This window comes from Psychrobacillus sp. L4 (assembly GCF_042944905.1).
GTDB lineage: Bacteria > Bacillota > Bacilli > Bacillales_A > Planococcaceae > Psychrobacillus.
On the sequence record NZ_CP168496.1, the window covers coordinates 33,491 to 52,331 of the forward strand.

The window sequence follows — 18,841 nt, forward strand, 5'->3', positions numbered from 1 at the left end:
TCATTTTTATGAGCATTTGAAAACTTGTTCTTTGAAAACTGGATAAAATGACATTGAAAGAAACAAATTCAAGAAATTCAATTTGTAATCACTTTTGTGATTATATTTTGCGTAGTATTTTTAACTACTATTTTTCAGGGTTTCAATTTTAATTGGAAGCCGAATTAGGTTAAGTTAATAAGGGCGCGCGGTGAATGCCTTGGCACTAGGAGCCGAAGAAGGACGGCACTAACACCGATATGCTTCGGGGAGCTGTAAGTGAGCTTTGATCCGGAGATTTCCGAATGGGGAAACCCACTGTTCGTAATGGAGCAGTACATTTACGTGAATACATAGCGTATCTGTGGCACACCCAGGGAACTGAAACATCTAAGTACCTGGAGGAAGAGAAAGAAAAATCGATTCCCTGAGTAGCGGCGAGCGAAACGGGAATAGCCCAAACCAAGAGGCTTGCCTCTTGGGGTTGTAGGACACTCTACATAGAGTTACAAAGGAATGAGCTAGACGAAGCGATCTGGAAAGGTCCGCAGGATAGGGTAAAAGCCCCGTAGTCAAAAGTTCATTCTCTCTTGAGTGTATCCTGAGTACGGCGGAACACGTGAAATTCCGTCGGAATCTGGGAGGACCATCTCCCAAGGCTAAATACTACCTAGTGACCGATAGTGAACCAGTACCGTGAGGGAAAGGTGAAAAGCACCCCGGAAGGGGAGTGAAATAGATCCTGAAACCGCGTGCCTACAAGTAGTCAGAGCCCGTTAATGGGTGATGGCGTGCCTTTTGTAGAATGAACCGGCGAGTTACGATTACATGCAAGGTTAAGTTGAGAAGACGGAGCCGCAGCGAAAGCGAGTCTGAATAGGGCGAATGAGTATGTGGTCGTAGACCCGAAACCAGGTGATCTACCCATGTCCAGGATGAAGGTAAGGTAACACTTACTGGAGGTCCGAACCCACGCACGTTGAAAAGTGCGGGGATGAGGTGTGGGTAGCGGAGAAATTCCAATCGAACCTGGAGATAGCTGGTTCTCTCCGAAATAGCTTTAGGGCTAGCCTCAAACGTTAGAATCTTGGAGGTAGAGCACTGTTTGGACTAGGGGCCCATCCCGGGTTACCGAATTCAGACAAACTCCGAATGCCAATGATTTATGTTTGGGAGTCAGACTGCGAGTGATAAGATCCGTAGTCAAGAGGGAAACAGCCCAGACCACCAGCTAAGGTCCCAAAGTATTTGTTAAGTGGAAAAGGATGTGGCGTTGCTTAGACAACCAGGATGTTGGCTTAGAAGCAGCCATCATTTAAAGAGTGCGTAATAGCTCACTGGTCGAGTGACGCTGCGCCGAAAATGTATCGGGGCTAAACAAATCACCGAAGCTGTGGATTGATACCTATGGTATCAGTGGTAGGAGAGCGTTCTAAGGGCGTTGAAGTCAGACCGGAAGGACTGGTGGAGCGCTTAGAAGTGAGAATGCCGGTATGAGTAGCGAAAGATGGGTGAGAATCCCATCCACCGTATGACTAAGGTTTCCTGAGGAAGGCTCGTCCGCTCAGGGTTAGTCGGGACCTAAGTCGAGGCCGATAGGCGTAGACGATGGACAACAGGTTGATATTCCTGTACCACCAAACCACCGTTTGAGCAATGGGGGGACGCAGAAGGATAGGGTAAGCATGCTGTTGGTTATGCATGTCCAAGCAGTGAGGTGTGAGTGTAGGCAAATCCGCACTCTGTAACATTGAGCTGTGATGGCGAGGACTTAGTCCGAAGTTCCTGATTTCACACTGCCAAGAAAAGCCTCTAGCGAGGTGATAGGTGCCCGTACCGCAAACCGACACAGGTAGTCGAGGAGAGAATCCTAAGGTGAGCGAGAGAACTCTCGTTAAGGAACTCGGCAAAATGACCCCGTAACTTCGGGAGAAGGGGTGCTCTTTTGGGTGTATAGCCTAGAAGAGCCGCAGTGAATAGGCCCAGGCGACTGTTTAGCAAAAACACAGGTCTCTGCAAAACCGTAAGGTGAAGTATAGGGGCTGACGCCTGCCCGGTGCTGGAAGGTTAAGAGGAGTGCTTAGCGCAAGCGAAGGTGCGAATTGAAGCCCCAGTAAACGGCGGCCGTAACTATAACGGTCCTAAGGTAGCGAAATTCCTTGTCGGGTAAGTTCCGACCCGCACGAAAGGCGTAACGATCTGGGCACTGTCTCAACGAGAGACTCGGTGAAATTATAGTACCTGTGAAGATGCAGGTTACCCGCGACAGGACGGAAAGACCCCGTGGAGCTTTACTATAGCTTGATATTGAATTTTGGTGCAACTTGTACAGGATAGGCAGGAGCCTTAGAGCCCGGAGCGCCAGCTTCGGAGGAGGCGTCGGTGGGATACTGCCCTGGTTGTATTGAAATTCTAACCCATACCCGTAACCCGGGTAGGAGACAGTGTCAGGCGGGTAGTTTGACTGGGGCGGTCGCCTCCTAAAGTGTAACGGAGGCGCCCAAAGGTTCCCTCAGAATGGTTGGAAATCATTCGAAGAGTGTAAAGGCAGAAGGGAGCTTGACTGCGAGACCTACAAGTCGAGCAGGGTCGAAAGACGGGCTTAGTGATCCGGTGGTTCCGCATGGAAGGGCCATCGCTCAACGGATAAAAGCTACCCCGGGGATAACAGGCTTATCTCCCCCAAGAGTCCACATCGACGGGGAGGTTTGGCACCTCGATGTCGGCTCATCGCATCCTGGGGCTGTAGTCGGTCCCAAGGGTTGGGCTGTTCGCCCATTAAAGCGGTACGCGAGCTGGGTTCAGAACGTCGTGAGACAGTTCGGTCCCTATCCGTCGTGGGCGTAGGAAATTTGAGAGGAGCTGTCCTTAGTACGAGAGGACCGGGATGGACACACCGCTGGTGTACCAGTTGTTCTGCCAAGAGCATCGCTGGGTAGCTATGTGTGGACGGGATAAGTGCTGAAAGCATCTAAGCACGAAGCCCCCCTCAAGATGAGATTTCCCATTACGCAAGTAAGTAAGATCCCTCAAAGACGATGAGGTAGATAGGTTCGGGGTGGAAGCGTGGCGACATGTGCAGCTGACGAATACTAATCGATCGAGGACTTAACCAAATAGAATTTGAATATTTCAATGTCTTTTATCCAGTTTTGAGTGAACAAGCACTCATTGTCTAGTGATGATGGCGAAGAGGTCACACCCGTTCCCATACCGAACACGGAAGTTAAGCTCTTCAGCGCCGATGGTAGTTGGGGGTTTCCCCCTGCAAGAGTAGGACGTCGCTAGGCACTATGAAAAGTCGTTACCGAGTAATTGGTAACGACTTTTTTGATGTGTAAATTTAAAGGATACTTATTTTTAGCTCCATTCAATATAATATAGCAACTAACTTTGGACTTTTTTCTATATTCGAGTTGTTTTATAGATTGAATGAACTATCTCACATAGAACCAACTCTTTATTATGAGATTTAGTCTCGGCTAGAGCACAATTGGTCTCAAAGCGCCATTTTCTAACTGATTATGGATAATAATTCAAGGCTTTTTGACTTTGGATTGCATTATTACTAAATTGACTTAGCTTGCTTGGTAATAATTCTTTAATGAGAAATTTGGTCTCGGGTAAGTGTGAATTGGTCTCGTCCACAGGGAAACTGGTCTCGGGTTTGTCCGAATTAGTATCGGCTAGAGCAAAATCGGTCTCGAAGCGCCATTTTCTAACTTATTATGAATAATAATTCAAGAGACCATTATCTAATTCTGGATTGCCTTATTATTAAAATAACCTAGTTTGCTAGGTAACAATTTTTTATTGTGAAATTTAGTCATGAACTGATTGCTCTCTTTGCAGCATATTAACTTTTGGACAGACTTATCTTATGATTTTTAGAGTGATTTGAAGACTGAGCGTTCCTAGTTCATGTATAATAGAAAAAGGAAACCAGAACAAAATAGTGGGGTAATAAAAAATGCAAGAGAAACGCCCGTTAGTCGAAGCAATAGAAAAATTTCATAAACAAAAAAACATTTCTTTTCATGTGCCTGGACATAAAAATGGACTGTTATCAAATTTGCCAAAAGCAATAAAAAAGACAATGGAATATGACTTTACGGAATTAGAAGGATTAGATGATTTTCATCATCCTGAAGGAGCTATAAAAGAGGCAGAGCAATTACTTTCAATGGCATACGGAGCTCGTAAAAGTTTCTTTTTGGTAAATGGAACGACGGTGGGAAATCTAGCTATGATTTATGCTACATGTCAGTTCGGTGAGCAGATTATTGTTCAGAGAAATGCACATAAATCAATTTTCCATGCAATTGAATTAGTCGGAGCTGAGCCTATCTTTGTAACTCCAGAGTGGGATGAGAAAACCAAAACAGCTACGTTTGTATCTTTTGAAATTATTCAAAAAGCATTAGCAACATTTCCCCAAGTCAAAGCTATTGTATTAACCTATCCTAATTACTACGGCGTAGCATCTTTACAATTAGAAAGCATCATTAAATTGTGTCATGCACACAACATTCCAGTTCTAGTAGATGAGGCACATGGTGCACATTTCCAAGCCAATAGAGACTTTCCGAAATCTTCTCTTGTATATGGAGCAGACCTTGTTGTTCAATCTGCTCATAAAACATTACCTGCATTAACGATGGGTTCCTTTTTGCATGTCAACTCGGATTTAATCGATACAAGACGAGTAAATAATTATTTAAGAATGCTGCAATCAAGTAGCCCATCTTATCTATTATTAGCATCTTTGGATGATGCGAGAAGCTATGTAGAAAGGTACAATCAGATTGATTTTAAGCATTTTTTATATAGAAGAAAATTATTTATAGAGGCATTAGAGACAGTTCCTCTACTAGAAATCGTTCAAGTAGATGATCCACTTAAATTATTAATTCGTATTGAAAAGTATTCTGGCTTTCAATTTCAAAAAGTGTTGGAACAACAGAATATTTATGTGGAGTTAGCGGACACTTATCAAGTATTAATGATTTTACCATTATTAAAAGTTGAGCATGAATATCCTTTTGCAGAAATTCGAAAGCGAGTAAAGCATGCGGTGGATATTTTACGTAAAGAAGTTCCTAACAGCCCAAGTCATAATCTCATAATAAAACAAAAGTCAATTTCAACATTACATATGAATATTAGTTTGTTAAATGAAAAACAGGGCGAATGGATACCATACGCTCGATCCTTAGGTAAAATTGCAAAAGGGATGATTATTCCCTACCCACCAGGTATTCCTCTAATATTGGCAGGAGAAAAAATAACGATAGCTATGTTAACGGAACTAGAAGAGTGGATGGAAAAAGGTTCAGTATTTCAAGGAGAGCATCGATTGAACGAAAAGTTAATATATGTGGTGGAGGAGTAATTGTGCAGAATAAAGGGTATTTTATATCAAGTGAAGGTCCTGAAGGTGCTGGAAAGACGACTGTGATGAATCTACTTGGAGTTAAATTAAAGAATGAGGGCTTCGATGTAGTTATGACTAGAGAGCCTGGTGGTATTATGATTTCAGAAAAGATTAGAAACATAATATTAGATAATGAGCATATAATGATGGATAGCCATACAGAAGCATTATTATATGCAGCAGCTAGAAGGCAACATTTAGTAGAAAAAGTACAACCTGCTTTAGATGCTGGAAAAGTAGTAATATGTGATCGATTTATAGATAGTTCACTTGCTTATCAAGGTTATGCAAGAGGCGTTGGTGTTGATGAAATTTTAGCGATTAACCAATTTGCAATTGGGAAAACAATGCCAGATAAAACTATCCTCTTTGATATAGAACCAAAAGTGGGACTTGCCAGAATAGAAGCACATGATAATAGAGAAAAAAACCGTTTAGATGTAGAAAGTTTGGCTTTTCATCAAAAAGTAAGAGAAGGTTATTTATCACTAGTAGAACGATATTCAAACCGCATTCAAGTTATTGATGCTTCCCGATCATTAGAGATAGTATTAGATGAAGTTTATAATGTTATAAAAAGGGAATTAGAAATTATTAGATAATTCATGTTATAATAGTAAGAAGAATAAATAATAGGAGTGAGTATCGATGAAATTGATAGTAGCGGTAGTGCAGGATCAGGATAGTAATCGATTGTCTAATGCTTTAACAAAAGCAAAGTTCAGAGCAACCAAACTGGCAAGTACAGGCGGGTTTTTACGCTCTGGGAACACTACGTTTTTAATAGGCACAGACGACTCATTAATATCATCAGCGTTAGAGTTAATAAGAGATAATTGTAGAGCGCGAGAGCAAATGGTTGCACCTGTTTCTCCAATGGGTGGAAATGCTGATTCATATATTCCTTATCCAGTTGAAGTAGAAGTCGGAGGAGCCACGGTATTTGTTTTACCAATTGAACAATTCCATCATTTCTAATAATGAAGGAAAGGATAGAAAAAATTGAAAATAAATCAAGATGTACGAGTTGGGATAGATAAAACTTGGAAAGATTCTATTCAAAATAATGCACAATCTGCAAAGTTTGGACAATTGATCACCAAGCATGATGAAAAAATGCAAACAGAAATATTGACCAGATTATTAGGAGATATTTCAACAGCTGGTGATCGTATTGCGCGTTCCAGAAATTTACGTGATATGGCAAAGTTTAAAATGCTAATACGAAAGTTTTTACAAGAAGCCGTGGATTTTGGAATGGGTTTAAAGCAATCACATACTTGGAATCGCTTTGGTGAAGGTAGAAAACTGAAACTAGTTGAGACTATTGATGAAAAACTAGTCGAGTTAGCGGAAGAAATATTAGATAAAGAGAAAAGCTCCATTGATTTGTTAGACAAAATTGGAGAAATAAAGGGTTTACTAATAAATCTATACACGTAAATTCCCGTGTTTTCGCTTTAAGCGAGGCACGGGATTTTTTCAAAATTATTGTTCAGTAGTAAATACGTTTAGGAGAACTTGATAAGAGAAGGTGATTCACATGGAAGATTGGTCTATTGAAGGGATAGAAAAAGTACAACCTGTTGCGGTTAAACAAATACAGTCCATTGTATCGAAAAAACGAGTAGGACATGCATATGTAATTGATGGTGCTAAAGGGACAGGAAAAACGAAGGTAATGCAATTTTTTGTTCAACTAATTTTTTGCGAAAATCCGACAAAAAATGTTCCATGTGAAACATGTCGATCATGCAAAAGATTAAAATCAACTAATCATTTGAACTTTACAGAAATAGAGCCAGACGGTCAATTTATTAAAAGAGGTCAAATCGATGATCTAATACAAGAAATGAGTAAGACAGCTATCGAGACAGGGCGTAAAATATATGTGATTCACCATGCAGACCAGTTAAATGCTAGTGCTGCAAATGCATTGCTTAAATTTTTGGAGGAGCCACAAAGTGAAATAACTGCAATTCTTTTAACAGATAAAGTTCATGCACTCATTCCAACCATACGCTCCAGATGTCTGTTGCTTAGCTTAGCTGCTATGCCTCAATCTATTTTAAAACAGAAATTAATAGAAGTAGGAATTACCGATTCAATGGCTTCTACGGTATGTAAAATGACGAATCAAGTCGAAGAAGCTAAACTTTTAGCGAAAGACGAGCTTTTTGGACTTGCAAGGAAATCAGTGTTAAAATTGGTTGAAGCAAGTGGTAAAAGTATTCAAGATGCGCTAATGTGTATTCAAGCGGATTTTGGCCCACTTTTAAAAGAGAAAGAACAAGCAGAACAAGCATTAGATTTACTACTATTCGCCTATCGTGATATAGTAGCAATAAAAGCTAGTCCCATCGCAGTTTGTACTTATCCGGACATGATCCATTATTGGAAGCAGGTTGCTTTACATACAACGTATGAGCAACTATCCAAACAATTAGAAATGATATTACATGCTAAACAAAATTTGCATAAAAACATGAACCGAACACTGATGATGGAGCAATTAATGTTAAATCTGCAGGAGGGATTTACTTTTGTATAATGTTGTAGGAGTCCGCTTCAAAAAAGCGGGTAAAATATATTATTTTGATCCAGTGGATTTTATTTTAGAAAAAGATGACTATGTCATCGTAGAAACTGCTAGAGGTGTAGAGTACGGAAAAGTTGTTGTACCAATTAAGCAGGTGGGTGAGCATGATGTAGTGCTTCCATTAAAGCAAGTAGTTAGGCCTTCAACAGAGAAAGATCGAATTCAAGTGGATGAAAATCGATTAGAATCTGCACAAGCTTTAGCTTTAGGAACAGAAAAGATTATAGAAAGAGAACTAGAAATGAAGCTGGTAGATGTTGAATATACATTTGACAGAAACAAGATTATTTTTTACTTTACTGCAGAAGGTCGCGTAGATTTTCGTGATTTAGTAAAAGATTTAGCTTCTGTATTTAGAACTCGAATAGAGCTTAGACAAATAGGGGTTCGTGACGAAGCAAAAATGTTAGGCGGCATTGGTCCATGTGGTCGTATGCTCTGCTGTTCAACCTTTTTAGGTGATTTTGAGCCTGTATCTATTAAAATGGCAAAAGATCAAAATTTGTCATTAAATCCTTCTAAAATTTCTGGATTATGTGGTCGATTGATGTGTTGTTTGAAATATGAAAATGATGAATATGAAATGGCACGTGAACAAATGCCAGATATTGGAGACAGAGTAGAAACTCCAGATGGATTAGGAAAAGTCATCAGTATGAATATTTTAGAAAGAGTACTACGTATAGAGTTGAATGATCCACACCGAGTGTTAGATTACACGTTAGAAGAAATTATAAACCATACGGAAAATCCGGTACAATGGTCAGGGCAATGAGGTGAATGTGTGATGGACCGAAATTTTTTTGATACAATTACAGAATTTGAAAAACAATTAGAGTCCACGCAGCTGCAATTTCGCGCTTTAAAAGAATTTGTAGCGATAATGGTAGAGGAACGTCAAGCGCTGCAGCAAGAGAATAATCATTTAAGACAAAGACTTGATGAAATGCACGAAAAAGAATTACTGTTAGAAAAAGCGCAAGAAGAAAAAGTGCAGTTAAGCAAAACAGATATTGGAGAAGGCTATGATAATCTTGCACGACTATATCAGGAAGGCTATCATGTATGTCATGTTCACTTCGGAAGTTCTAGGAAAGAAGAAGATTGTCTATTTTGCTTGTCATTTTTGAGTAAACAAAACATATAATCAATTGACTGATGCCACTCCAAAAGTGGGTGTCAGTCTTTTGTTTTGCTGGGGGAATCAACTATGGAACAATGGTTAAGGGATGATGAACGACTTGATTACTTATTGGCAGAAGAATTGAGAATTATTCAAAGTCCTTCTGTTTTTTCATTTTCATTAGATGCAGTGCTTCTTTCAAGATTTACTTATGTCCCAATCAGTAGAGGGAAAATTGTCGATCTATGCACTGGTAATGGAGCCATACCATTATTTTTGAGCGCAAGAACAAAAGCAGAAATTATTGGAATCGAATTGCAGGAACGACTAGCAGATATGGCGAAAAGAAGTGTGCAATACAATAAGTTAGATTCACAAGTCATGATTAAACAGGGGGATGTCAAGGGAATTGCAGCGCAAATTGGATTTGAAAAATACGACGTAGTGACATGTAATCCACCTTATTTCCCTGCACACGAAGCAAGTGATAAAAATCTAAAGGAACATTTAGCAATAGCTAGACATGAAATCCACCTCACTTTGGAGGAGGCGGTCCGTTCAGCTAGCGAATTGTTAAAACAAGGTGGGAAAGCTGCTTTTGTTCATCGTCCAGGAAGACTACTCGATATAGTAACCGCAATGAGGGTTAATCGTTTAGAACCGAAGCGGATTCGATTTGTTTATCCAAAGGAAGGTAAAGAAGCGAATACTTTATTAATAGAAGGAATAAAAGATGGCAAGCCAGATTTGAAAATCCTACCTCCTCTATATGTCTATGGAGAAAATGGAGAATATACAGAAGAAGTGAAAGAGCTACTTTATGGGAAAGAATGAAAAAAAGCATACTTTTTATGTGTTAAAATGTAGCGACGGGTCTTACTACGCTGGATACACGAATGATTTAGAAAAAAGAATTAGCGTACATAATGAAGGTAAAGGTGCAAAATATACGCGAGCAAAACTACCTGTTGTTTGCATATTCCATAAAGTGTATGAATCTAAGCAAGAAGCTATGCAAGCAGAATATGCATTTAAACAACTAACTAGACCACAAAAAATTCAGTATATGGGAGGGCAAATAAAAGATGAAATCTCAAAAGTCGACCGAACACGAACAGACTAGCTGCTTATACTTAGTTGCGACACCCATTGGTAATTTAGAAGATATGACAATGCGAGCAATTAGAATTCTAAAGGAAGTTGATATGATTGCTGCCGAAGATACGCGAAATACGAAAAAGCTATGTAATTACTTCGAAATCTTAACACCGCTCATGAGTTATCACGATCATAATCAACAAGTAGGTGGGGAGAAGATATTAGATTTATTAAGACAAGGAAAACGTATTGCATTAGTAAGTGACGCTGGTTTACCTTGTATCTCAGATCCGGGAGCAGATATTGCTGCAAAAGCAGTTAGTGAGGGGTTTGCAGTCGTTCCAATTCCTGGAGCAAATGCAGCGCTTAGTGCATTAATTGCCTCGGGATTGACAACGCAACCATTTTTCTTTTACGGATTTCTAAGTAGAAATAAAAAAGAACGAAAAGAAGAGATAACAAAAATCCAAAAAAGACAAGAATCTATTATCTTATATGAATCACCACATCGTCTAAAGGACTCATTAAAAGATATGCAAGTGATAATGGATAGTAGTAGAAAGATTGTATTAGCAAGAGAGCTAACGAAAAAATTTGAAGAGTTTTTAAGAGGTACGATTGATGAAGCTGTGGCATGGGCAGAACAAGCGGAAATTCGTGGGGAATTTTGTATTGTGTTAGAGGGAACAAGTGATGAACAAGTTGAAGAAACAGAATCTCTTTGGTGGGAACAGTTAAGTATTGAGGAGCATGTAAACCATATTATAGAAGAAAAGCAATGTACATCGAAAGAAGCTATCAAAGAAGTTGCTATTCAAAGGAGTTTATCCAAGAGAGAGATTTATCAAGAGTATCATGTAAAAGAATAAGTAGACATTATTATTCTATGAAATAAAAAAACGTATTCCATAATAATGGAATACGTTTTTTTTTATTTTAAATTGTTTTGAATTTCTTTAATAAGTAATTCTGCACCTTCAGGGCTTAGAATTAGTTTTCCACCAACTAGACGTAGGTTGTCATCAGATACTTCCCCTGTTACAGCACAAGTCATGTTTGGCATGTATTTTTTTAATATAATTTTGTCATCATCAACGTAGATTTCAAGAGCATCCTTTTCTGCGATACCCAGTGTGCGACGAAGTTCAATTGGAATAACTACGCGTCCTAACTCATCAACTTTACGAACAATACCTGTAGATTTCATAATAAATTTTTCTCCTCTCAAGAGTGCGTTTTTTTCGTCAAGATTCGACATAAATCTCTTTGATGTTATTTATCATACCAAGTAATACCATTTCCGTCAATAATTAAAGAGAAGACTAATTAAGGTTTATAATAAAAAAATATCAAAAAACAAATTTTTATGATAAAAAAATGATGTGTATTTTATGATAATAGGAATTTTTTTGATATATTAACTATTTTAATGAAATATTAATTTTCCTAATGAATATTCGACAAATCTTGCATTAATTAATTAATTGAAACAAGTTCATCGTTTCGATAGAATAAAGAATAAAGTAGATTCAACATTGGAGGCAGTTTTACATTGAAAGATCAACAGAGAACATTTTATATAACAACGCCAATTTACTATCCGAGCGGGAAATTTCATATCGGCACTGCTTATACGACCGTAGCATCTGATGCAATGGCCCGCTACAAAAGATTAAGAGGCTTTGATGTACGATTCCTTACAGGGATGGATGAACATGGCCAAAAGATACAAGAAAAAGCACAAGAAGCTGGTATGGAGCCTCAAGTGTATGTAAATGAGATTGCAGCTGCTGCAAAAAAAGTGTGGGAGCTTATGGACATATCATATGATGATTTTATTCAAACTACAGAGGAGCGTCATAAAAAAGTAGTTGAAAAGATTTTTCAAAAGTTTTTAGATAATGGAGATATTTATAAAGGTGAATATGAAGGATGGTATTGTACACCTTGTGAATCATTTTTTACAGAAACACAATTAGTAGATGGCAATTGTCCAGATTGCGGTCGTTCCGTTCATAAAGTAAAAGAGGAATCTTACTTCTTTAATATGAAGAAATACGCAGATCGATTACTAGCCTATTATGAAGATAATTTAGGATTTATTGAACCAGAATCTAGAAAAAATGAAATGATTAATAATTTTATAAAACCAGGTTTAGAGGATCTATCTGTATCCAGAACATCCTTTGACTGGGGAATTCACGTACCAGGAGATCCCAAGCATGTCATATATGTATGGGTGGATGCGTTAACGAACTATATTACGTCGCTTGGTTATTTATCTGATGACGATTCGTTGTTTCAAAAGTTTTGGCCTGCAGACGTACATGTTGTAGGAAAGGATATTGTTCGGTTCCATACAATTTATTGGCCAATCTTCTTAATGGCTTTAGACTTACCACTTCCTAAAAAAGTATTTGCTCATGGATTTATTATGATGAAAGATGGTAAAATGTCGAAGTCAAAAGGGAATGTGGTATATCCAGAAATGTTGGTAGAACGCTACGGTTTAGATGCAACTCGCTACTTCCTATTGCGTGAGCTTCCTTTTGGACAAGATGGCGTATTTTCTCCTGAATCATTTGTGGAACGAACAAATTTCGATTTAGCAAATGACTTAGGCAACTTGTTAAATAGAACTGTTTCCATGATTAATAAATACTTTGATGGAAAAATTCCAGTTAATCAAAGCGAACCTACTGAATTTGATGCAGCGCTTCATCAATTTGCAAAAGAAGTAGTGGAAAAGTATGAAGCGAATATGGAAAAAATGCAATTCAGCGTAGTATTAGGAGATTTATGGTCACTAGTGTCTCGTACAAATAAATATATTGATGAAACACAACCATGGGTACTTGCAAAAGACGATGCGTTGAAAGGTCAATTAGCAGCAGTAATGACTAATTTAGCAGAAAGTTTGCGTCAAATTGCTATATTGACTCAACCATTTATGACGAATAGTCCAAAAGAGATTATTGGTCAGCTTGGTTTAACAGAAGCGTATTTGAGATGGGATCTACTAGGATCATTTAATGTGATTGAAGATGGAATGCAAGTAATTACAACGGGGGTTCCAATTTTTCCACGACTAGACGTAGAAGTAGAGGTAGCCTATATTCGAGAGCAAATGCGAGGGTCGGTACAAACTCTCCAAGAAGAAGTGGTAGAAGAGCCTCAAACGGAGGAAATTTCTATTGATGATTTCTTCAAAGTAGATTTACGTGTAGCGACAGTTATCGAATGCGAACCAATTCCAAAAGCAGACAAATTGTTAAAGCTACAACTAGATATGGGTTATGAAAAGCGTCAAGTTGTTTCAGGAATTGCCCAACACTATAAACCAGAAGATCTTGTCGGTAAAAAAGTAATCGTGGTAGCAAATTTGAAGCCGGTAAAACTTAGAGGAGAACTGTCCCAAGGGATGATTCTTGCTGGTGAAAAAGATGGTTATTTAACACTTGCAACAGTGGATGAAAAGCTTGAAAATGGCGCACAAGTAAAGTAATTACCTATTACCTGTCACGAGATTTGTGGCAGGTTTTTTTAACAGTTTTTATGCTATGAACAGGTTGATTTCCGCTGCATGCGGACGCTTCCGCGGGCGGTCCGTGAGCCTCCTCGCTTCGCTGTGGGGTCTCACCTTGACACGCTTTCCCCGCAGGAGTCGCCGCCTTTCCGCTTCAATCAACAGTACTAATAAGGAAAGAATATACTTCGTGCAATTAATGAATTGGTGTACTTTCTTTTACTTATCAAGGTATGCGGAGACTAAGAAAGAATAGGTAGTATTCATTGATAAAGAAGTGCTGAGCGCACGAAATTGCATCTTCGTCCGCTTTTAAAAGAATAGGACAGTATCTTATCTCTCATTATCCAAACGAAATGCATAATGTCTTTGAATATTCCAAGAGGGCGACGGACAAACATCTGCCACAAGATTAATGAAAAAAGTGTATATGGAAGTGACGCAGTCACTTCCATATACAAAATTCCAACGTTAATAGTGTAGCCAAATTTTTTTTGCGACGAGTAACCGCAGGAGTAAATGTTTCGTCCAAAGCACTCAGGAATTAGTGAAGACTAGACGCACTTAAAGGACGCTTGCATTTTTCTTATAAGAATAATATCTCAGTATATTATTTTTGACACAACAATGAAGGGGAATTCTGGAAACAAAGAGAATTAATATTGCCACCGTAAACTAAAAAGGTGACTTTATTAAAGTAATTGTAATAGTATTGTGAAGTAGATAAAGACATTCCACCAAATTAACCAAAGCGAGGAGAAAAAATATGTATATAGACACACATGTTCATCTAAATGCAGATCAGTACGACGAGGATCTCCAAGAAGTGATAGATAGAGCGATAGCTGCAAATGTTCAGAAAATGGTTGTCGTTGGATTTGACCATAAAACAATAAAAAGAGCAATGAAGCTCTCGGAAGATTATCCGTTTATTTATGCAGTAATCGGTTGGCATCCAGTGGATGCAATTGATTGCACAGAAGAAGATTTACAATGGATTGAAGAACTTTCTGCGAATAAAAAAGTGGTTGGCATTGGGGAAACTGGACTTGATTATTACTGGGATAAGTCACCTAAAGATGTTCAACAAGTATTATTTCGTAAGCAAATACGTCTAGCGCAAAAAGTAAATTTACCGGTTATTATACATAATCGAGAGGCAACGGAAGATGTTTTACGTATTTTAAAAGAAGAAGAAGCGCATTTAACTGGTGGCATCATGCATTGCTTTGGTGGAAGCGTAGAAACGGCTCGGCAATGTATTGATATGAACTTTATGATCTCACTTGGCGGTCCAGTTACATTTAAAAATGCAAAAAAAACAAAAGAAGTAGCAACAGAAATTCCGTTAGAACATTTATTGATTGAAACAGATGCACCATATTTAGCCCCGCATCCTCATCGTGGAAAAAGAAATGAACCTTCACTTGTACCTCTTGTAGCCGAAGAAATTGCACGTTTAAAAGGTCTTTCTATAGAAGAAGTGGCAGTTGCAACTACGAAAAATGCAGAAGATTTTTTTGGACTTATTGATTAAAAAACGTAGAACTTTCTATACTGTTAACAGAGGAATTTTTTGGTTAGTTAGAACTATAAAAAAATTCGTAAGTGTTGACAAGCTGAAAAGTACTCTATATAATCACACGAGTGAACAAGGAGGTGTTTTTCATGTCAAATAATTCCATGGAAAACCTGTTCTTTCATTCATTGAGGAGCAAGCAAACACTAGTAGTAGTTGGAACTATACTATTGTTTCTTGCAGTGGTTTCTTTCGTTTTATTCGAAGGAACAAAGAAAACTGTTGCTTTAACAGTTAATGGTGAACAACAAGAGATTTTAACGCATGCAAATACAGTTGGTGAACTATTAGAACAAAACAATATAGTAGTTGCCAACGAAGATTATTTAAAACCCTCAGTGAACACATCAATCAAAAATAACTTAGCGATTGAATGGGAACAGGCAAGACAAATAGAAATCACGGTGGATGGAAAAATTAAAACAATCACAACTACTGCTGATTTAGTTTCAGAAATACTCGCAAAGGCTAATGTTCAACTAGACGAACATGATGCAATAACGCCTTCTGTGAATGCAGAGGTTGGACCCGATTGCAAAGTTGCTATTAAAAAAGCGTTTGACGTAACCCTTTTAGATGGCAAGCAAGAGCAAAAGGTACGGTCCACTTCGACTACGGTCGCTGACTTTTTAAAACAACATAACATTCAAATGAATGAATTCGACCGAGTGGGACGGGAAATGGATGAATTAGTACTTCCGAATTCTGTAATACAAATAGTGCGAGTAGAAAAGGTCACCGATGTAGTTGAGGAAGAAACAAACTTTGCAGTAGAAACGAAAAAAGATGACTCGCTATTAAAAGGGAAAGAAAAAGTGGTGCAAGTGGGAGAAAAAGGATCCGTTTCACGAAGTTATGAAGTTATAAAAGAAAATGGCGAAGAAGTATCTCGTAATGTAGTTAGTGAAAAGATTATAAAAGAGCCAACTAAAAAAGTTGTAGCAGTGGGTACAAAGATTGTTACTGCTAGTGTTTCTCGTGGAGAAAATTCGTCCTCTACAACATCAGGGGGAAGCGAGTTTTACGTAACAGCAACAGCTTATACAGCTTATTGTAACGGTTGTACTGGTGTTACTACATCTGGTTTAAACTTGAAATCCAATCCAGACTTAAAAGTAATTGCAGTAGATCCAAGTGTTATTCCACTTGGATCAAAAGTTTGGGTGGAAGGCTATGGTTATGCTGTAGCTGGTGATACTGGTGGGGCAATAAAAGGAAAAAAAATTGATTTATTTATGCCATCTAAATCTCAAGCATATGACTTTGGGCGCAAAAAGGTGCGTATAAAAGTATTAAATTAACTTAATTTACCTGGATGCAAACTCTGCACAGGTTTATTAGCTAAAAAGTGCCTTTTTAAAGAATAAAGAAGTATATAAGTTTTGATGTCATGAACAGGTTGATTTCCGCAGGGTGAGCGATGGTCCATCACCGCCGCCTTCCGCTCCAATCAATAGAGCGAATAAGAAAGACAATATGCTTCGGTGAAATAATGAACTAGTGCTTATAACGAGCATTTAGACGAAGATGCATACAGTAGGTGCTGATAATTGATACCTTTCAACTCACTAGGGCTTGATCTTTATTTGGTTTTCTTTTTATTTCCAACGTTTAAAGTACACATAAATCAGTGAGTAAATGATTAGAGTTGGCCGAACCTGAAAAAAATAGATGGCATCTATTGATAAAGTAGTGCTAAGCGGACAAAATTGACTCTTCGTCCGCTTTAAAAAGAGTAGAGTAGTATCTTATCTCTCATTATCCTAACCAAAGGCATCATGTCTTTACATATTCCAAGATGGCGACGGACAAACATCCGCCACAAGATTACCGAAAAAAGTGTAGCCAATGTTTCGTCCAAAGCACTTGGGAAATGGTAAAGACAAGATGCGCTTCAAGTGTGTTTGCGTTTTTCTTATCGCAAAGCTTCCCTTTCGTTGGTTGGGGAAGCTTTTTTGCGTTATGATAGAAAACAGGAGAAAGAAAGAAAAGAGGAAATTTGCTTGCGAATAAAAGAAGTAATAGTCGTAGAAGGAAAAGATGATACAACCGCTATTAAACGATCCGTTGAAGCAGATACTATAGAAACGAATGGATCCGCCATTTCTAAAGAAACACTTATTAAAATCCAACATGCACAAGATAAAAGAGGGGTTATTGTTTTTACTGATCCAGATTATCCAGGGAGACGTATACGTGCAATTATTGAAGAGCATGTTCCGGGTGTGAAACATGCCTTTTTATCGAAAGAAAAAACGATTGCTAAAAACGGTAAAGGGCTTGGGATTGAGCATGCAAAAGATGAGGATATTCGACAGGCACTTGCGGGTGTTTACACTCCAAAGTCTGATGGGGATGCAGCACCAAATATTCCTTTAGATGTCCTAATTGAAGGGAAATTCATTGGTCACCCAAACTCCAAAGAGCGAAGAACGATACTTGGAGAATTGTTGAAAATAGGTTATACAAATGGAAAGCAATTACAAAAAAGACTTTCCATTTTTCAAATTAGCAAACAGCAGCTAGAGGAAGCAATCATGCAGCTCGATATGGAGGATAAATAATTTATGCAAAAAGATATAGCAACACCAATCCGAACTCAGGAAATACTGAAGAAATACGGCTTCTCATTCAAAAAAAGCCTAGGACAAAACTTTTTAATTGATCCGAACATCTTACGTAATATTGTGTCACATGCAGATTTAACAAAAGATTCTGCGGCTATTGAAATTGGACCAGGAATTGGCGCGTTAACCGAGCACTTAGCAAGAGCGTCAGGAAAAGTAGTCGCGTTTGAAATTGATCAAAGATTGCTGCCGGTCTTAGAAGATACCCTATCCCCATATGAAAATGTAGAAATTATTCACTCGGATATTTTAGAAGTTGATGTAAAGCAAATTTTTCAGGATAAATTAGCCGATTATAAAGATGTAATGGTAGTTGCAAATTTACCTTATTACGTGACAACGCCTATTTTATTAAAGTTGTTAATGGATCGTTTGCCTATTCGTGGAATGGTCGTTATGATGCAAAAAGAAGTGGCAGATCGAATTACAGCTTCACCCGGTACAAAAGCCTATGGGTCACTTTCCATTGCAATACAATATTATATGAAGGCAGAAGTAGCAATGGTAGTACCAAAAGCTGTTTTCATGCCGCAACCAAATGTAGATTCTGCAGTTATAAAACTCACTCGCCACCTGATTCCGCCAGTGAATGTGATAGATGAAGACTTTTTGTTTAAAGTTTCTAGAGGTTCGTTTGTTCAAAGAAGAAAAACAATTATTAATAATTTACTGTCTTCTTTACCAAATGGCAAGGAAAAGAAAGAGATAATTATACACTCGTTAGAAAAAGTAAATATTAATCCAACTAGAAGAGGCGAGACTTTGTCCATTGAAGAATTTGGACGTTTGGCAGATGAATTATATCCACATTTCCATTAACTCTACTTGTTACAATATTAGTAATATTTATAAACAAAAGTAGTGATTATAAGGAAT

16 protein-coding genes and 2 rRNA genes are annotated in these 18,841 nt (G+C 38.2%); 17 read left to right on the plus strand and 1 reads right to left on the minus strand.

Annotation, left to right across the window (positions count from 1 at the left end):
* Window positions 1-167: 167 nt before the first annotated feature.
* From ACEPXG_RS00150 to rsmI, 12 genes are all read left to right on the plus strand, one after another.
* A 23S ribosomal RNA gene (locus ACEPXG_RS00150) occupies window positions 168-3,095 on the plus strand.
* A 58-nt stretch (window positions 3,096-3,153) separates the two neighbouring features.
* A 5S ribosomal RNA gene (gene rrf / locus ACEPXG_RS00155) occupies window positions 3,154-3,269 on the plus strand.
* Between the two features lie 680 nt (window positions 3,270-3,949).
* Window positions 3,950-5,371 (plus strand): aminotransferase class I/II-fold pyridoxal phosphate-dependent enzyme, encoded by a 1,422-nt coding sequence (locus ACEPXG_RS00160; RefSeq protein WP_391206110.1) that lies wholly within the window; start codon window positions 3,950-3,952, stop codon window positions 5,369-5,371.
* 2 nt (window positions 5,372-5,373) lie between these two features.
* The gene (tmk, locus tag ACEPXG_RS00165; protein WP_391206113.1) at window positions 5,374-6,015 is read left to right on the plus strand and encodes a dTMP kinase; all 642 of its coding nucleotides are present in this window, start codon (window positions 5,374-5,376) and stop codon (window positions 6,013-6,015) included.
* Window positions 6,016-6,061: 46 nt separating this feature from the next.
* Window positions 6,062-6,391, plus strand: a complete 330-nt coding sequence (locus tag ACEPXG_RS00170; RefSeq protein ID WP_391118801.1) for a cyclic-di-AMP receptor — start codon at window positions 6,062-6,064, stop codon at window positions 6,389-6,391.
* 24 nt (window positions 6,392-6,415) lie between these two features.
* On the plus strand, window positions 6,416-6,856 hold the full coding sequence (locus ACEPXG_RS00175; RefSeq protein ID WP_391206116.1) for a YaaR family protein: 441 nt from the start codon (window positions 6,416-6,418) through the stop codon (window positions 6,854-6,856).
* Between the two features lie 100 nt (window positions 6,857-6,956).
* Window positions 6,957-7,964 carry a DNA polymerase III subunit delta' C-terminal domain-containing protein gene (locus tag ACEPXG_RS00180; protein WP_391206119.1) on the plus strand — a complete coding sequence of 336 codons (1,008 nt, stop codon included), beginning with the start codon at window positions 6,957-6,959 and terminating at the stop codon, window positions 7,962-7,964.
* A complete protein-coding gene (locus ACEPXG_RS00185; protein WP_391206122.1) occupies window positions 7,957-8,787 on the plus strand; it encodes a stage 0 sporulation family protein in 831 nt (276 codons plus the stop codon). The genes ACEPXG_RS00180 and ACEPXG_RS00185 overlap by 8 nt, the downstream gene beginning before the upstream one ends.
* Before the next feature lie 12 nt (window positions 8,788-8,799).
* Window positions 8,800-9,159, plus strand: a complete 360-nt coding sequence (gene yabA, locus ACEPXG_RS00190) for a DNA replication initiation control protein YabA (RefSeq protein WP_225986119.1) — start codon at window positions 8,800-8,802, stop codon at window positions 9,157-9,159.
* A gap of 63 nt (window positions 9,160-9,222) precedes the next feature.
* Window positions 9,223-9,969 (plus strand): tRNA1(Val) (adenine(37)-N6)-methyltransferase, encoded by a 747-nt coding sequence (locus ACEPXG_RS00195; protein ID WP_391206127.1) that lies wholly within the window; start codon window positions 9,223-9,225, stop codon window positions 9,967-9,969.
* Window positions 9,956-10,258, plus strand: coding sequence for a GIY-YIG nuclease family protein (locus tag ACEPXG_RS00200; RefSeq protein WP_391206131.1), 303 nt, complete (start codon window positions 9,956-9,958; stop codon window positions 10,256-10,258). Before ACEPXG_RS00195 ends, ACEPXG_RS00200 begins: the two co-directional genes overlap by 14 nt.
* On the plus strand, window positions 10,221-11,102 hold the full coding sequence (gene rsmI / locus ACEPXG_RS00205; RefSeq protein ID WP_391206134.1) for a 16S rRNA (cytidine(1402)-2'-O)-methyltransferase: 882 nt from the start codon (window positions 10,221-10,223) through the stop codon (window positions 11,100-11,102). The genes ACEPXG_RS00200 and rsmI overlap by 38 nt, the downstream gene beginning before the upstream one ends.
* A 62-nt stretch (window positions 11,103-11,164) precedes the next feature.
* Here rsmI and ACEPXG_RS00210 read toward each other — a convergent pair whose 3' ends face one another.
* Window positions 11,165-11,440, minus strand: a complete 276-nt coding sequence (locus ACEPXG_RS00210; RefSeq protein ID WP_142540905.1) for an AbrB/MazE/SpoVT family DNA-binding domain-containing protein — start codon at window positions 11,438-11,440, stop codon at window positions 11,165-11,167.
* Window positions 11,441-11,785: 345 nt separating this feature from the next.
* Here ACEPXG_RS00210 and metG point away from each other — a divergent pair, with 345 nt between their 5' ends.
* The 5 genes from metG (at window position 11,786) to rsmA (ending at window position 18,784) form a co-directional block, all read left to right on the plus strand.
* Entirely contained in the window at window positions 11,786-13,738 is a 1,953-nt protein-coding gene (metG, locus tag ACEPXG_RS00215; protein ID WP_391206139.1) for a methionine--tRNA ligase, read from the plus strand.
* Between the two features lie 787 nt (window positions 13,739-14,525).
* Window positions 14,526-15,296 carry a TatD family hydrolase gene (locus ACEPXG_RS00220; RefSeq protein ID WP_391206142.1) on the plus strand — a complete coding sequence of 257 codons (771 nt, stop codon included), beginning with the start codon at window positions 14,526-14,528 and terminating at the stop codon, window positions 15,294-15,296.
* Between the two features lie 131 nt (window positions 15,297-15,427).
* Window positions 15,428-16,639, plus strand: coding sequence for a ubiquitin-like domain-containing protein (locus ACEPXG_RS00225; RefSeq protein WP_391206145.1), 1,212 nt, complete (start codon window positions 15,428-15,430; stop codon window positions 16,637-16,639).
* 702 nt (window positions 16,640-17,341) lie between these two features.
* Window positions 17,342-17,902 (plus strand): ribonuclease M5, encoded by a 561-nt coding sequence (gene rnmV / locus ACEPXG_RS00230; RefSeq protein ID WP_391209700.1) that lies wholly within the window; start codon window positions 17,342-17,344, stop codon window positions 17,900-17,902.
* Window positions 17,903-17,905: 3 nt separating this feature from the next.
* The gene (rsmA, locus tag ACEPXG_RS00235; RefSeq protein ID WP_391206148.1) at window positions 17,906-18,784 is read left to right on the plus strand and encodes a 16S rRNA (adenine(1518)-N(6)/adenine(1519)-N(6))-dimethyltransferase RsmA; all 879 of its coding nucleotides are present in this window, start codon (window positions 17,906-17,908) and stop codon (window positions 18,782-18,784) included.
* Window positions 18,785-18,841: the final 57 nt, after the last annotated feature.

Coding starts and splice junctions, on each gene's coding strand:
- ACEPXG_RS00160 (WP_391206110.1), top strand. CDS start 3,950: ATGCAAGAGAAACGCCCGTTAGTCGAAGCAATAGAAAAATTTCATAAA.
- ACEPXG_RS00170 (WP_391118801.1), top strand. CDS start 6,062: ATGAAATTGATAGTAGCGGTAGTGCAGGATCAGGATAGTAATCGATTG.
- ACEPXG_RS00180 (WP_391206119.1), top strand. CDS start 6,957: ATGGAAGATTGGTCTATTGAAGGGATAGAAAAAGTACAACCTGTTGCG.
- yabA (WP_225986119.1), top strand. CDS start 8,800: ATGGACCGAAATTTTTTTGATACAATTACAGAATTTGAAAAACAATTA.
- ACEPXG_RS00195 (WP_391206127.1), top strand. CDS start 9,223: ATGGAACAATGGTTAAGGGATGATGAACGACTTGATTACTTATTGGCA.
- ACEPXG_RS00200 (WP_391206131.1), top strand. CDS start 9,956: ATGGGAAAGAATGAAAAAAAGCATACTTTTTATGTGTTAAAATGTAGC.
- rsmI (WP_391206134.1), top strand. CDS start 10,221: ATGAAATCTCAAAAGTCGACCGAACACGAACAGACTAGCTGCTTATAC.
- ACEPXG_RS00210 (WP_142540905.1), bottom strand. CDS start 11,440: ATGAAATCTACAGGTATTGTTCGTAAAGTTGATGAGTTAGGACGCGTA.
- ACEPXG_RS00220 (WP_391206142.1), top strand. CDS start 14,526: ATGTATATAGACACACATGTTCATCTAAATGCAGATCAGTACGACGAG.
- ACEPXG_RS00225 (WP_391206145.1), top strand. CDS start 15,428: ATGTCAAATAATTCCATGGAAAACCTGTTCTTTCATTCATTGAGGAGC.
- rsmA (WP_391206148.1), top strand. CDS start 17,906: ATGCAAAAAGATATAGCAACACCAATCCGAACTCAGGAAATACTGAAG.